The following is a 13,234-nucleotide window of genomic DNA, read 5'->3' as shown; positions in this document are numbered from 1 at the left end:
GATGATTGAGGTCATTCCGTTAGATTTTGATAAAACGAGTATAGATGAGATTGACCGGACAGCCGATTATTTGAACTATCCGGTGATTTATATTTTGAACGGACAGAAGGAAGCGTATATTGGGGAAACGGTGCATTTCCAAAAACGCATGAAACAACATCTGAAGCTGAAACAAGCTGATCGGAAAAATGTAGACCAAATCAATCTCGTGAAGCATGAGACGTTCAATCGGTCGGCGACGTTCCATCTTGAGACGAAGTTGATCAACTACTTTTTAGGGGACGAGAAGTACACCTTACAAAACAAAAGCAAGACGGCGAGCGACTTCACACATAACTATTACAATAAATCGTTCTACGACAATGAGCTGTTTCCTGAGTTATGGGGTGCGCTACATAAGAACGGGCTCGTCGAAAACGACCTGCACGCCATCGAGAACAAAGATATTTTCAAATTGTCACCGTTCAAAGAACTATCTGTTGAACAGATGGACTTGAAAGAGCGTGTGCTTGAATTCTGTGAGACACGGATTGCGAAGGCCAAGCCCGAAGACACGTATGGAGACTTGTATGTCATTGAAGGAGAGGCCGGTGTCGGCAAGAGTGTCGTGCTCAGTTCTATCTTCAATACCATTCAAGCGCGGACGAACGAGGCGGGTTCGAATCTGTATCAGACGGAGAACTATCTGGTCGTCAATCACGAGGAGATGCTGAAGACGTATAAAGGGATCGCCAAACAAGTCAAACACTTGAAGGCTGTCAATTTCGTCAAACCGACGCCGCTCCTTAACAAGTTAAAAAATAAGAAGGTCGATATCATTTTGGTCGACGAGGCGCACCTTCTATTGACAAAGTCAGATGCATACAACAACTTTCGGGCAGATAATCATCTCGAAGAATTGATGAAGATCGCCAAGGTTGTCATTGTCATCTTCGATCAAGACCAAGTGTTAAAGCTGAAGAGTCGGTGGGACCAAAGCAAGTTGGATGAGTTTAAAGAAAAAGCGAAGTGTTTGAAAACATATAAACTGACGAATCAGTTTCGGATGCAGGCGGATGAGGATGTCATCGATTGGATCAACGCCTTTAAAGCTAAGCAGATACAGGCATTCCCGTCGTCTACAGACTATGATTTGCGCGTGTTTGAAACGTTGGAAGAGATGCATCAAATGATTATCGAACAAGATCAGAAACATGGACTCAGTCGAGTCGTGTCGACGTTTGATTATCTTCATAAAAAGGATGGAGAAACGTATTACGTCTATGAGTCGAACGGGGAGTATAAGATGCCGTGGAATACGACGGGCGGCAAGACGACGTGGGCCGAGAAGTCAGAGACGATTGCTGAGGCCGGGTCGATCTATACGATCCAAGGTTTTGATTTGAACTACGTCGGCGTCGTGCTCGGTCCTTCGGTAACGTACGATGAGACGAAGGGTTGCTTGGTGATTGACACGAATCTTTATAAAGATACAGGAGCTTATGCTGGGATTGACGGTGTCAAGGATGTCGAGCTGGCGAAAGAACAGATTGTCTTGAACTCGATTAATGTGTTGATGAAGCGAGGCGTCCGAGGACTTTATTTGTATGCGAGCAATCAAGCGTTGCGAGATAAGCTGTTACACATTCAAAGAGAGAAGGTACAGATATGAACGAAGTACAACGACTGATGGACAAAGTGATTGAATTCCGTGACGAGCGCGATTGGGCGTTTCACCATAATCCGAAAGACTTGGCGTTATCGCTATCGCTCGAGGCGAGCGAGCTGTTGGAGTTGTTCCAATGGGTGTCGAGCGAAGAAGCGCTCGAGACGAAACACGTCGAGATGAAAGAAGAACTCGCGGATGTACTCATCTACGCGCTGACGTTCGCCCATGCGGCAGGGATTGATGTGTCGCAGGCGATTGAAGAGAAGCTCCAGAAGAATGCGGTGAAGTATCCGAGTCCACAATCATGAGTGAAACGCTCGAAAGGTATCCTCCAGATCAATTTATGATTCCTTGCCATTTAACCGGAGAGAATTTCTCACCTCGCGTTGCAACAGAAAAAACAGGCATTCAATTTTATAAACAAACAGAAGTCGGGGAGATTGAGCGCGTAGGGAAATGGCAAGGAATTGCTACGTACGGTCATGCGTCATTTGAACCACCACTTGAATTTCAACAAATGGAAAATCCGTATATCGGACTCTTTTGGATGGTGGACATCCTTACGGAGCATATCGATACCCTTCGTTCTTGTGGAGCCGATTGTATCCATATCGATTTAGGTGTCGTCTATCACCTTGATGTGAAACTAGAGTTTGAACCCGATTTCTTAATGAAGCTTGCGAATTTAAAGATTCCATTTTTAATTAGTGGCTATAAAGAAGAAATTGCTGAATAACGTTACAGGAACTAGTTGGATAAGTACGGTATTAACATCGAGAAAAAAGCAGTACAGCCCGTTATTGGGTCTGTACTACTTTCGTTTGAACCATCGCGATGACCTCATCCATCGTTTGGATGGTCGCGAACTCTTCGTTCAAGTTGGCGAGGGAGACGTCATGGATGACATCTGCTGGAATCAACGAACCGCTCAATGAACGGCGGTCGAACGTCGCCGTCGCATCGGACACGACAATTGGTCCGAATCCGAGATTGCCGGCCATGCGGGCGGTCGTCTCGACACAGTGGTTCGTGATCAATCCTGTGACGATGATGGATTTCGCTTGATACGCTTCGAGAAGCTCTTGCAGGTTCGTACCGATGAAGGCACTGTTGACCTGCTTGGTGAGGATGGTGTCTTGTTCGCGTGGACGAATGAAGTCTTGGAACAAATGACCGTCCTTCTGGAAGTAAAATAATGATTCAGGCACTTGAGAGACGTGTTGGACGTAGATGATCGGTTGATTGGCATCTTCCCAAGTCGAGATGAGACGTGCAGTGTTTGCTTCAAACATCGGATTGTTCCGATTGCCCCAACTCGGATCGTGGAACGCTTTTTGGACGTCAATAATCAATAATGGTACGACTGTGTTTTGCTTCATGTCTGTTTCCCCCTTGTTAACGTTACCTTAAGTGTAGCGGGGAGGAAGAGTTGATTACATACGAGATCAACGGAGTTCTGCGTGCGATTCCTTAAAATGCACGGAAGATTGGACACACAACTTACGATTTGAAAGTAGGGACCGAAATGGACGAAATTGATCGACATATCGTCAGCTTGATGCAGGAGAACGCGCGGATTTCTGTCACGGAGCTCGGGAAGAGGATTGGCTTATCAACACCGGCTGCGAATGAACGGCTGAAGCGGCTCGAAGAACGCGAAGTCATCACAGCGTATCGTGCCGTAATCAATCCGAAGAAATTAGGAAAGCATGTGACGGCCTTTATTTTATATGACACGACACGATGCGAGGCGTTCCGAGAGTTTTGCCGACAACAACCGAGCGTGATGGAATGCCATCGTCTCGCCGGCCAGTACAGCTATTTGGTAAAAGTGGTGACGGAAAACGTACGCACTCTCGAGACGTTCATCGATGAATCGATGGCTTACGGCCAGCCGTCGTCACTCATCAATCTGTCGTCACCGGTTCCGTTTAAAGGAATTGAGTAAATAGAACCGTACTCACCTAAACGCCTTGGCCTGCGAAAGGAGAAATAATTGAATGACCCAACGCGAACGATTCGATCATTTATATGAAAGCGGGAAGCGCTCGACCCGCCAGGCACTCGCGTTATTTGCACTGATCACAGGAGTCAGTGTGGTCTTGATGACCATTAATGAACATCGTCTCGCTGAATTCATTTGGTTCCTCCTAGTGTTGCCATCTGTCGGTCTCGTGAAAATAGTGACGCGGACGAACACATTGCTACGCTTCAACTCGTCTGCCGCCTACAAGCGACTTGTGCGTCTTGAAGGTTGGGCAGCTATTGGGCTGATTGGAGCCTACGTGGTATTGATGCTGACACTCCTGTTCAACCCGGAACAAATCAGTTTGTTGGTGCTTGCAACGGGACTCTCCGGAATCGGAATCATCGCGTCGTCCCGGCTCGATCAAAGACTTGGCGAACTTGACGCGGAACATGTGACACATAAAGTGTATGCTCAGGGAAAAGTCGGTTTCTTTCCAAAATAAAGGCAGTCAAAAAGGAGTAGCGCGGGCTACTCCTTTTCATTTACGCGATCGACCAATTGTTTTGCTTCAAGTAGCGACAGACCATATGTCTCACGCAAGAATTTCACGGTCGGAATCACACCAATCGTATCGATTTTTTCTTTAATCGACGCATAAAACTCGTCATCCTGCACGATTGGTTCGGTATGGAGTTGTTTTCGTTTCAATGCATTAATATCTTTTGTTTGCATAACGATGACGTTGAGGAAGAACGCGTTCAAAATCAATGAAGCAATCAACATGATCGTGGTCCAATCCATTCAAACACTCCTTTCCATTAACGGCGAGTTTCTAACGCCTCTTCAATTCGATCGAGTCGTTCAATTAACGCATTCATTTGTTCTTGTTGATGCAAGGCGGTTAGTTTCTCGAATTCAATCTGTGCATTAGCGCGTTGCTCATGGCGATTCATGAATCGTACGATTGTCACAATGAACAAAATAATGATAAGCAACGGCAGCAGTGCCATATCTCCCTCGAGCAATGAGAACAATACTTCCTCCATGTGGTTTCCTCCTTGTGTGGCTCTTAGATATTACGATTTCAAATACGATTTGGTTTCATCGAGCGGAATGTATCCAGGCTTGGTACGTCGCCGTCTGACGTCCGAATCAAAATAATGAAACGGTGTGTGCATGGCCATAGAGATATAGACCGAAGCAAATGTCTTCAAATAGAGGGGTAGTGGAAAGAAATCATCCAATACTAAAAACATCAATGGGAAAGCTATGACAATCAATGCAACTGTCAACATGAATTCAGTTTTGATGAACCGATACAATAGACGCATCGTCCAGATGAATGGGAAATAAAAATAATAAAAGAATCGGTTCACCTCGTAACGTCCTTTCCTGAGCTTTGCGCCCAGATTATGTATATTCGCCTTTTTCAGTATAATAGGAACACCACGTATAAAGAAGGAGCGTTTTCATGAATCCATCAATTGCGATTATCGGAGCCGGTGTGAGCGGACTGTATGCTGCGTCGCTCCTCATCGAGAAAGGCTATGACGTCACCGTGTTCGAGTCGCGTGACCGCATCGGGGGACGGGTGTTGAGTCACGATGGCTTTGACCTCGGTCCGACTTGGTATTGGCCAGAGACGGAGACGACGATGACGCAACTGGTCGACCAACTGGGTCTTCAAGCGTTCTCGCAATACACGGCCGGAGACTTGATGCTCGAGCGGCAGTTCGGTGTCATCGAACGCCATACGCTCCCGCCCGGTCATACAATCCCATCGATGCGACTCGTCGGTGGCATGGCCAGTTTGTCGACGGCGCTCGCGGCGACATTACCGAGCGAAACGGTTCAGCTCGAGTCGACGGTCACCTCGATTCAACAGGTTGAGGACGGGGTATCTATCGAACTCGAAACGGGAGGGTCCCAACCGTTTAGTCACGTCATCCTAGCCATCCCACCTCGGCTCGTCCCACGTATCTCGTTTCAACCGGAACTATCGGAAACCGTGCAAACGAAACTGTCGAACACGCCGACCTGGATGGGCGGACAGGCGAAAGTGCTCGCCGTATATGACCGTCCGTTTTGGCGAGATAAGGGGCTATCCGGCCAAGGCATGAGCTGGGCCGGTGTGTTGCAAGAGATTCATGATGCCTCGCAGCCGGACGGACTTGCCGCGTTATTCGGTTTCTTCCGGTTGACCGCTACTGAACGCTCGGTACTCGACCGGGACGAATTGAATCGTCTCGTCAGCGACCAGCTCGTCCGTCTATACGGGGAAGAGGCGCGCACCCCGCGTGATGTCTTATACGTCGATTGGTCGAGTGACCGGTATACGGCCACGGTTCAAGACGGAGAACCGTTGACTGATTTCCCTGTCTATCAGCCGATTGCACTTGATGCGGACTGGGAAGGTCGCCTTTCACTTGCTGGGACAGAGACGGACTCTTTGTTCGGTGGTCATATCGAGGGCGCACTCCGTTCAGCAGAACGTATCGTCGAGCCGCTCTAACCAAAAATGCGTATCATCCCAAACCCAGGATGATACGCATTTTTCATTTGAACTTTTGGATCATCAACGCGAGCGCACGATTGATCATTGTCATCTCATCGTCTTCGAGCACGGAGAACATCTCCTCGGCGAGTCGTTCTTCAATCGCATCGATTTGTTTCGAGTACTCCATACCGATTGGACCGAGGCGGATGAAACTCTCGCGCAAGTTGTCCGGGTTTTTCTCTTTTTTAACGAACTGACGCTGTTCGAGCACTTTGAGCACTTGGCTGACCGCACTTTTCGAGATATTCATCTTCGTGGCAATCTCGGTCGTCGTCCATGTGTCTTGTCGTTTGAACAGGAGTAGCATCTGTTCCTGTTGATAACTCAGTTCGAACTCGTTCAACTCGGTAAAATATTTAGTGAACAACAAGTCGAGCTCGTCGATTTGACGGTACATCTCGATGACTTGCTGTTTGCGTGTGTCGTTCAATGATTGTTCTCCTTTCATCGCGTGTCACGGAACGTCTGGCTCCGCACGTATAACACGCTACTCAATATTAATCCGATTATACCAAACGAGATGAGTAACGTTTGAATCGGCACGGCCAAGGCGACCAAAATCGACAGGACGGCGAACGCGATCGGCTCTAACCCGGATGCGGCGAGCGCCATGATGCTCATGACGCGTCCAATCTTGTCGTGGTCGCTATGTTCTTGCATGAGCGTGACCGTCGGCAAATAGACGAGCATCAACATAAATCCGCTCGCAGCTGCAGCCAAGGCAAGGAGTGTGATCGACTGCGCCTGCGTATAGAGGAAGAAGGCCCCAATCGTCAAAAACAGGACGCGGAAGACGAAGCGTCCACGGTGGACCGAGCGGAACAACAGGACGAGAAAACTCGCGACGAACGTCCCGACAGCAAGTCCACCTTCAATCAAACTCAAATCAAACGCGTTGCCACCCCGTTCACCTACGAGAATCGGGATGCTCATGATGAGCGGTCCCATGACGAACAAGTTGACGATAGCAATCGACAGCGTCCCGCTCCGTAAAATCGGCGTGCTCGAGACGTAACGAATGCCTTCTTTCAAATCGACGATGACATGGCCGAGCGACATCGCACGGGCTAGGGGGATGGAGTCACGAATCAAGCGCGGCATGATCAAGATAGCGGCGATGAAAATCAAGACGGCCGCCGTCCCGAAGCTTAGCCCGAAGCCGCCCCATGTGAGTAAGGCACCGGCGAGGAACGGTCCGAACACGAACATGAGCTCGAGCGTCCCTTGGAAGAGCGAGTTGGCACGCTGCAGCTCTTCTTGTTTGACGAGCGACGGAATCAAAGATGACAACGCCGGATAAGACATGCCGTCGAGCAGTCCGAACACGATGGAAATCATAATCAAGGCGAACACCGAATACGCGTCCGCAAGATGAAGCGCCACGACCGCGACCATGAGAAGACCTTGTCCGAGGTTCGTCAAAAATAAGAGCCGACTCTTTTGGAATCGGTCGGCGAATACACCGCCGAATATCATCATCACGACACGCGGCAACGAGACGGCGGTCATGATAATCCCGAGGAGGGCGGGTTGCTTCAGCACATCGATTGTGAGCCACGACACGCTCAAGAAGAAAATCGAGAACCCGAGCGTGAGCGTCATGCCGGATAACCACGTGAATACGAAGCGTGGATTTTGTAGCAAATTCATAAAGAAAACCTCAGTCTTTCTATCTTTTAATATAGTTAAGTTAACTAAACTATATAGTGAAGTGAATGGTTCGTCAAGCGAGTAGGCTACTACAAAACAATTGTAAAAAAACGGAACTTTTTTTACTGAAAACCGTATAAGTAGTTAAGAGGTGAATGATATGAACAAACAAGAACGACTACATAATGTGAAACGAATGAATTTACAGTGGATGTTGTTACGGCTCATGTTTGCTTTGCCGACTGGGGTTTTGGTCTATTACTTCTTACAGTCGCAAGGCTCCCCGATGATTATGGCAACGTTCCTTCTATCGTTGACCAGTGCAGCAAGTATTTTGTTTATGAGGGAAGCGCGCTTCGTCAAAGCATTAACGACGCATGACCAAGTGAAGAAGGTAATCGGCATCCAATATCAACTTGATTACTTGTTCGTCATTATGATGGCCGTGATTTTTCCGATGATGATGCGACTGAATATCCTGACCAACCTGATTCCTTTCCTTCTATTCGTCGGTGGTAGCGCATTAATCTGGTTTACGCAGCATAAACTCGATCAACAGTTGAGCTGGATGGATACAGAACAACCGACTCGTCGCGAGATTCAACGCACGAGATTCATGTGGTGAGGTGCCGATATGACCAAACAAGAACGCATCAATCTGATTTATAAAACCAATATAAAGACGGCCGTTTTCCAAAGTCTGCTCACGTTTCCAATGGTGTTTTGTCTCGTCGGATTTATCGAATCGGATTCATGGAACGGTTGGTACGTGGCGGGAGCGCTCGTCTGTCTGTTACTATTAGGCGGAATCTTCTTCAAGGCGAATCGAGTCGAGACCGAGTTGACCGAGCAAGAGGAAGCCAAAAAGATGATCGTCCGTCGGAACGGATTTGTCTTTGCGCTGTTCGTCCTTTTCCTTTTGTCGTTTGCCCTGACGCTTAAGCTAGGGTGGACGTACGCGTGGATATTGGGTGTAGCGGTCGGTGTCATCTATGTCGGGTATCGTTTGATCCGAAAGCAAGACGAGCGGTTGATGAACATCGATCCGGAGCATCCGATGCTTCGTGAGATACGGCTCGACAACGTCAGAGACTGAGGAGGGATGAGATGGATCGAGAAGCCCGGACTGAGGCATTGTTACAAATCTACACGACGTATCGTCGTTTCATGATTGGAAGCAGTGTCGTCATCTTTGTGAGCGCGCTTTATTTCATGATGCACACGACGTATTCTGGTGTGATTGCGGTGGCCAGTCTTGTGCCGACACTGTTTTTCGAATGGAAACAGACCGTCCTGTATCTTCGGTTCAATGACGACTGGACATATCGGCGTCTCGTGAAAGGACAATTCTTTATCTTAGTAGCTACCTTCCTCACGTTGTTCAGTCTCATCACCCTGTTTTTGACGGGGCAGATTCATCCGGACGTGTTGATGTGGGCGATGGTCATCGGGGCACCACCGTCTGTGTTGTTGCCGCTGTGGATGGATCGAAAACTGCTCAAACTCGACCCAGAACACGTTACGTCAAACATGCTGGCTAAAGCCAATCGTGAGAAGCTGAAGCGTCGACTTGACGGAATCAATGATTAGAAAAGGAATGGAATCGTATGACGAAACAACAACGGATTGACGAAATGAACCGATACCGTGAGCAAAGGAAGCGGCGACGAAACATGATGTTCGCCCCTGTCCCTGGACTATTATTTGTCACGTTGCTCGCGGATCACATTTGGTGGGTTGGCTTAGGATTGATAGGTTTGTTCGCCAGCGGTTCAATCGTATATTTGCTGAAAGAAGGAGAGACGTTCGCTCGTCTATCGGATGAAAACGGCGCTCGAATGGCGACGCGGAACGTCTACCAAATTCTAAGCGGATGGTACATCTTCCTCATCGGTAGTGTGGCGAGTTATAAATTAGTGGCCCCTTGGTGGACATGGGTTCTCGTCATGGGCACTGCCATCATGTTGTCGCTTCTGTATAAACGCTTTACTGAAAGCGTCCAACGAGCGGATGGAGCTCAACCCGTTCGTTCCGAGTTGGTGACGGCGAAGGGATTACTATGAACATGTTGACGAAACAAGAACGAATCGAGCGATTATTCGCGCATGAGGATGCGACGTGGCACTGGCGCTACTGGGGACTTTTCTTCAGCTTGATCGCCGTCGCATTCATCTCGTATCAGACATCGATTTACTTACCGCTCATCCTATTTGCTGTGTATTTTCCCCAATTGTGTGTCGCGTGGTGCAAGACGAAAGTGTTGCTGACATTTAATCCGGATCCTCGCTATCGACGTTGGATTTACAGTGATTTCATCGTCGAATGGTTCATCTTTTTGCTGTTCATCTGTCTACTCGCTGCCTATCACACGGGCCTTCTCACGATTTGGCCACTCATGGTCATGTTGGTGACTGGGACGATTGGCGGGTTACTGTTTTCATACATGGTCACCCGAATCGTTCTGAAATTTGATCAACATCACGTCACGAATCGGATGTTCGACGAAGCGAAAACTGAGCGCCGTGCACACGAAAAGACGAGTTCCTGATCATCGGAACTCGTCTTTTTTCACATTTCAGGACATAGGTCCTTTATGCTCGAGCGCTCGAGGAGTAAGCTTGAGATGTACACAGTATATAGAGAGAATCGAGGAAGAGACTATGTTAGCCATTGTAATTGGACTCGTCATCGGGATTTTGTTGCCGATGCAGACGAGCGTGAACTCACGTCTGCGCACCATCGTCGGGTCACCGTTCGTCGCGTCGTTTCTGTCGTTCGCGATCGGGACGACCTTTTTAACACTTATGTTATTACTCACCGGGCAGTCGTTCGGGATTGAATCGTCCATCTTCCGAGCAGAACCGCTTTGGATGTGGTCGGGCGGCTTGTTGGGGGTCATCTTTTTAACGGGTAACATCCTCTTGTTTCCAAGGCTCGGCAGCGTTCAGACTGTCATCATGCCGATTTTGGACAGATTTTGATGGGACTGTTGATTGACCACTTCGGTTGGTTTAATTCAGCCGTCAACGTCCTCACGCCGTGGCGCGTGTTCGGGGCCTTGCTCGTATTACTTGGCGTCGTCGGGACGGTCGCACTTACGGACTGGATTAACCGTCGCCGCGGCAAACTAGTCGCCCCATCGCAGACGGGAACCGGCAATTTGAACGTCTGGCGCCTCGTCGGAATCGGGACCGGTATGATGAGTGCGACACAGACGGCCATCAATGGTTATTTAGGAACGGTGCTCGAATCGGCCTTGAAAGGGGCCCTCGTTTCGTTCATTGTCGGGACGCTCACGTTACTGCTCATCTTGCTCGTCTTGCGGCCGAGCGTCGAATGGCGCGGGTTACGCGGTCAGCCGTGGTGGATGTGGCTCGGCGGTATCATCGGGGCACTGTTCATCGGCGGGAACGTCTTAATCGTGCCGATGGTCGGGACCGGCATCGCCGTCGTCATCGTCATTGTCGGCTTGCTGTGCGGAAGTCTGCTCATCGACCGCTTCGGCTGGTTCGGGGCCGCGAAGAACCCGGTCACCGGGATTCAACTCGTCAGTTTACTCGTCATGGTCATCGGGATCATGCTGATTCGTTTGTCATAGGGGAGGAAAGGCATCATGCGCGGAGTACTGTTCGCCATCAGTGGAGGTTTCTTTTTGACACTGCAGAGCGTCGCCAACGCTCGCATCAGTTCAAGTATCGGGACGTGGCAGGCTGCGACGTTGACGCAATTGACGGGCTTTCTCGTCGCGCTCGTGATCATGCTCGTCGTCCGCGATCGGACGTACGTCCACATGCGTCGCGTCGAGCCGCTCTATTTGTCAGGGGGCGCGTTTGCTGCGTTCATCTTGTTCAGCAATATGACGGCCGTGCATAAGCTCGGCGTCACCCTCACCATCTCGTTGTTCTTAATTGCCCAGCTTGCCCTCGCGCTCGTCATCGACTGGCGCGGCTGGTTCGGGATGTTGCGCCGTGACTTGAACCGGACGCAACTGCTCGGTGTCGTCATGATGATTGTTGGGATTCTCGTATTGAAAGGATGACGTGCGATGGAACAGATTGACCATTACATGAAGCAATGTGGATTGAATGAGGTGCTCCCATCAGCCGTCCGTCCTCATTTCACACTCGTCCGTTACGCGACGGGGGAGGCGATTTGTACCCAAGGCGCTAAGGCCGAGCAGCTTCACTTTCTCGTCAGTGGAAAGATTCGGGTGGCCCACACGTCGGCGGCCGGGAATCGGCTCGTCTTGTCGTTCAAATATCCGCTCGACTTGATTGGCGACATCGAGTACGTCCGCCGCACGCCGTTCTTGAACACGGTCGAGGCGGTCACGCCGGTCGAGATGATTGTCGTCCGCTTCGATGAGCTCGCGCGTCATGCTAAGGATGATGTGACGTGGCTGCATTATTTGCTCGAAGGCATCACGAAGAAGTTCGAGATGAAGTCGCAGTCGATGAGTTTCAACTTGTTTTACCCGGTCGATGTGCGACTCGCGAGCTATTTGTTGTCGATGACACCGGAAGAGACGACGCTCGGGTCGACCGTCGATGAGTTGACCGATATCGCCGATTTGATTGGGACGAGCTATCGCCACGTCAACCGGACACTCAAGCGGTTCGTGGAACAAGGATTGATTGAACGGGATCGTCGGTCGATTGCAATCATTGATCGCGCCGGGCTGATTGCCGTTGCTGGGGAGAGTATTTATGAATGAGGAGGACACATCATGGCACTTGGGATGATGCTCGCGGTCATAGGCGGCATGCTCGTCTGTGTGCAGAATACGTTTAACGCCAAAGTGAAAGAACAGGTCGGGGCGTGGGCGACGACGACGCTCGTGCTCGCCCTCGGTTTCCTGGCATCGCTACTCGTCGGATTGATCAGTGAAGGAATGGGTCTGTTCGCCGTCACGGGGATGGAGACGTGGTACTGGTTCAGCGGCATCATCGGGGTCGGCGTCGTCATGAGTGTGACGCAAGGCGTCCAACAGCTCGGACCAAGCCATGCCATCTCAATCGTCATGGTGTCGCAAATCCTATTCGCGCTCCTCTGGGACACGCTCGGCTGGTTCGGGCTCGAAGCCATCCCGTTCACATGGAAGACAGCGCTTGGTATCGTGTTGATTGTCGGCGGGGTACTGTTGTTTCAGTTGAGTGGGAAGAAAGAGACGGCACACCAAAAAGCAAAGCAAGCCGTCTAAAAGGATTTTCGACAAGTTGAACAAGTCTGCCCGTGTTCCTGCCGTTTGACGACGGTTTGGCAATGCGGGCATTTTGTCGTGAGCGAGGCGCTTGGTTGAACGGGGGAACGGTCTCCGAACGATGACGGATAGATGGTATAAGAGCGGGTCACAATAAAGAAGACGATGCCGAGCAGGATGGCTAAAATGAGAATATCCATCGAAATACCT

General features: G+C 49.8%; 21 protein-coding genes and 1 pseudogene. 16 read left to right on the top strand and 6 right to left on the bottom strand.

The window, feature by feature from the left end; all coding sequences use genetic code 11:
• Position 1: 1 nt before the first annotated feature.
• The 3 genes from KNP02_RS11640 to KNP02_RS11630 are packed head-to-tail and all read left to right on the top strand — an operon-like array spanning position 2 to position 2,384.
• Positions 2–1,651, top strand: a complete 1,650-nt coding sequence (locus tag KNP02_RS11640; RefSeq protein ID WP_214709533.1) for a DUF2075 domain-containing protein — start codon at positions 2–4, stop codon at positions 1,649–1,651.
• A complete protein-coding gene (locus KNP02_RS11635) occupies positions 1,648–1,956 on the top strand; it encodes a nucleotide pyrophosphohydrolase (protein WP_214709419.1) in 309 nt (102 codons plus the stop codon). Before KNP02_RS11640 ends, KNP02_RS11635 begins: the two co-directional genes overlap by 4 nt.
• Positions 1,953–2,384 (top strand): hypothetical protein, encoded by a 432-nt coding sequence (locus KNP02_RS11630; protein ID WP_214709421.1) that lies wholly within the window; start codon positions 1,953–1,955, stop codon positions 2,382–2,384. The genes KNP02_RS11635 and KNP02_RS11630 overlap by 4 nt, the downstream gene beginning before the upstream one ends.
• Positions 2,385–2,445: 61 nt before the next feature.
• Here the strand turns inward: KNP02_RS11630 and KNP02_RS11625 are convergent, their stop codons facing one another.
• Positions 2,446–3,027 (bottom strand): cysteine hydrolase family protein, encoded by a 582-nt coding sequence (locus tag KNP02_RS11625; protein WP_214709424.1) that lies wholly within the window; start codon positions 3,025–3,027, stop codon positions 2,446–2,448.
• A gap of 146 nt (positions 3,028–3,173) precedes the next feature.
• On the opposite strand from KNP02_RS11625, the gene KNP02_RS11620 reads away from it, so the two are divergent.
• Together KNP02_RS11620 and KNP02_RS11615 are read left to right on the top strand one after the other, a co-directional pair.
• Positions 3,174–3,596 carry an Lrp/AsnC family transcriptional regulator gene (locus KNP02_RS11620; RefSeq protein WP_214709426.1) on the top strand — a complete coding sequence of 141 codons (423 nt, stop codon included), beginning with the start codon at positions 3,174–3,176 and terminating at the stop codon, positions 3,594–3,596.
• 52 nt (positions 3,597–3,648) lie between these two features.
• Positions 3,649–4,119 carry a hypothetical protein gene (locus tag KNP02_RS11615; protein ID WP_214709427.1) on the top strand — a complete coding sequence of 157 codons (471 nt, stop codon included), beginning with the start codon at positions 3,649–3,651 and terminating at the stop codon, positions 4,117–4,119.
• 26 nt (positions 4,120–4,145) lie between these two features.
• On the opposite strand, the gene KNP02_RS11610 is transcribed toward KNP02_RS11615, so the two are convergent.
• Together KNP02_RS11610 and KNP02_RS11605 are read right to left on the bottom strand one after the other, a co-directional pair.
• On the bottom strand, positions 4,146–4,418 hold the full coding sequence (locus KNP02_RS11610; protein WP_214709430.1) for a hypothetical protein: 273 nt from the start codon (positions 4,416–4,418) through the stop codon (positions 4,146–4,148).
• 17 nt (positions 4,419–4,435) lie between these two features.
• Positions 4,436–4,663: a hypothetical protein gene (locus KNP02_RS11605; RefSeq protein ID WP_214709432.1), complete on the bottom strand. Its 228-nt coding sequence runs from the start codon at positions 4,661–4,663 to the stop codon at positions 4,436–4,438.
• Between the two features lie 425 nt (positions 4,664–5,088).
• Between KNP02_RS11605 and KNP02_RS11600 the strand changes: the two genes are divergently transcribed.
• On the top strand, positions 5,089–6,129 hold the full coding sequence (locus KNP02_RS11600; protein ID WP_214709433.1) for a flavin monoamine oxidase family protein: 1,041 nt from the start codon (positions 5,089–5,091) through the stop codon (positions 6,127–6,129).
• A gap of 43 nt (positions 6,130–6,172) precedes the next feature.
• Here the strand turns inward: KNP02_RS11600 and KNP02_RS11595 are convergent, their stop codons facing one another.
• Positions 6,173–6,604 carry a MarR family winged helix-turn-helix transcriptional regulator gene (locus KNP02_RS11595; RefSeq protein WP_251129305.1) on the bottom strand — a complete coding sequence of 144 codons (432 nt, stop codon included), beginning with the start codon at positions 6,602–6,604 and terminating at the stop codon, positions 6,173–6,175.
• A 14-nt stretch (positions 6,605–6,618) separates the two neighbouring features.
• Positions 6,619–7,824, bottom strand: coding sequence for an MFS transporter (locus KNP02_RS11590; RefSeq protein WP_214709437.1), 1,206 nt, complete (start codon positions 7,822–7,824; stop codon positions 6,619–6,621).
• A 160-nt stretch (positions 7,825–7,984) separates the two neighbouring features.
• On the opposite strand from KNP02_RS11590, the gene KNP02_RS11585 reads away from it, so the two are divergent.
• The 10 genes and pseudogenes from KNP02_RS11585 to KNP02_RS11545 all read left to right on the top strand — a co-directional run bounded on the left by KNP02_RS11585 (position 7,985) and on the right by KNP02_RS11545 (position 13,024).
• Entirely contained in the window at positions 7,985–8,449 is a 465-nt protein-coding gene (locus KNP02_RS11585) for a hypothetical protein (protein ID WP_214751531.1), read from the top strand.
• A gap of 9 nt (positions 8,450–8,458) precedes the next feature.
• Positions 8,459–8,920, top strand: coding sequence for a hypothetical protein (locus KNP02_RS11580; protein WP_214709441.1), 462 nt, complete (start codon positions 8,459–8,461; stop codon positions 8,918–8,920).
• Positions 8,921–8,931: 11 nt separating this feature from the next.
• On the top strand, positions 8,932–9,414 hold the full coding sequence (locus KNP02_RS11575; protein ID WP_029596174.1) for a hypothetical protein: 483 nt from the start codon (positions 8,932–8,934) through the stop codon (positions 9,412–9,414).
• Between the two features lie 17 nt (positions 9,415–9,431).
• Positions 9,432–9,887 (top strand): hypothetical protein, encoded by a 456-nt coding sequence (locus KNP02_RS11570; RefSeq protein ID WP_214709443.1) that lies wholly within the window; start codon positions 9,432–9,434, stop codon positions 9,885–9,887.
• A complete protein-coding gene (locus tag KNP02_RS11565) occupies positions 9,884–10,372 on the top strand; it encodes a hypothetical protein (protein ID WP_214751528.1) in 489 nt (162 codons plus the stop codon). Before KNP02_RS11570 ends, KNP02_RS11565 begins: the two co-directional genes overlap by 4 nt.
• Before the next feature lie 112 nt (positions 10,373–10,484).
• Positions 10,485–10,846, top strand: a pseudogene (locus tag KNP02_RS14940) (DMT family transporter); the annotation flags it as partial.
• Positions 10,847–11,020: 174 nt separating this feature from the next.
• Positions 11,021–11,422, top strand: a complete 402-nt coding sequence (locus tag KNP02_RS11560; protein ID WP_353048796.1) for a DMT family transporter — start codon at positions 11,021–11,023, stop codon at positions 11,420–11,422.
• Positions 11,423–11,437: 15 nt separating this feature from the next.
• Positions 11,438–11,863, top strand: a complete 426-nt coding sequence (locus tag KNP02_RS11555; protein WP_214709447.1) for a DMT family transporter — start codon at positions 11,438–11,440, stop codon at positions 11,861–11,863.
• A gap of 6 nt (positions 11,864–11,869) precedes the next feature.
• On the top strand, positions 11,870–12,538 hold the full coding sequence (locus KNP02_RS11550) for a Crp/Fnr family transcriptional regulator (protein WP_214709449.1): 669 nt from the start codon (positions 11,870–11,872) through the stop codon (positions 12,536–12,538).
• Positions 12,539–12,550: 12 nt separating this feature from the next.
• Positions 12,551–13,024 carry a DMT family transporter gene (locus KNP02_RS11545; RefSeq protein WP_214709451.1) on the top strand — a complete coding sequence of 158 codons (474 nt, stop codon included), beginning with the start codon at positions 12,551–12,553 and terminating at the stop codon, positions 13,022–13,024.
• Here the strand turns inward: KNP02_RS11545 and KNP02_RS11540 are convergent.
• Positions 13,021–13,224 carry a hypothetical protein gene (locus tag KNP02_RS11540; protein ID WP_214709453.1) on the bottom strand — a complete coding sequence of 68 codons (204 nt, stop codon included), beginning with the start codon at positions 13,222–13,224 and terminating at the stop codon, positions 13,021–13,023. The two genes, KNP02_RS11545 and KNP02_RS11540, sit on opposite strands and share 4 nt — an antisense overlap.
• Between the last annotated feature and the right edge of the window lie 10 nt (positions 13,225–13,234).

This window comes from Exiguobacterium sp. s40 (assembly GCF_018617905.1).
In the GTDB taxonomy this organism is placed as follows: domain Bacteria; phylum Bacillota; class Bacilli; order Exiguobacteriales; family Exiguobacteriaceae; genus Exiguobacterium; species Exiguobacterium mexicanum_A.
The sequence above is the reverse complement of the archived record's forward strand: the minus strand, read 5'-3'. Positions and strand labels throughout refer to the sequence as shown.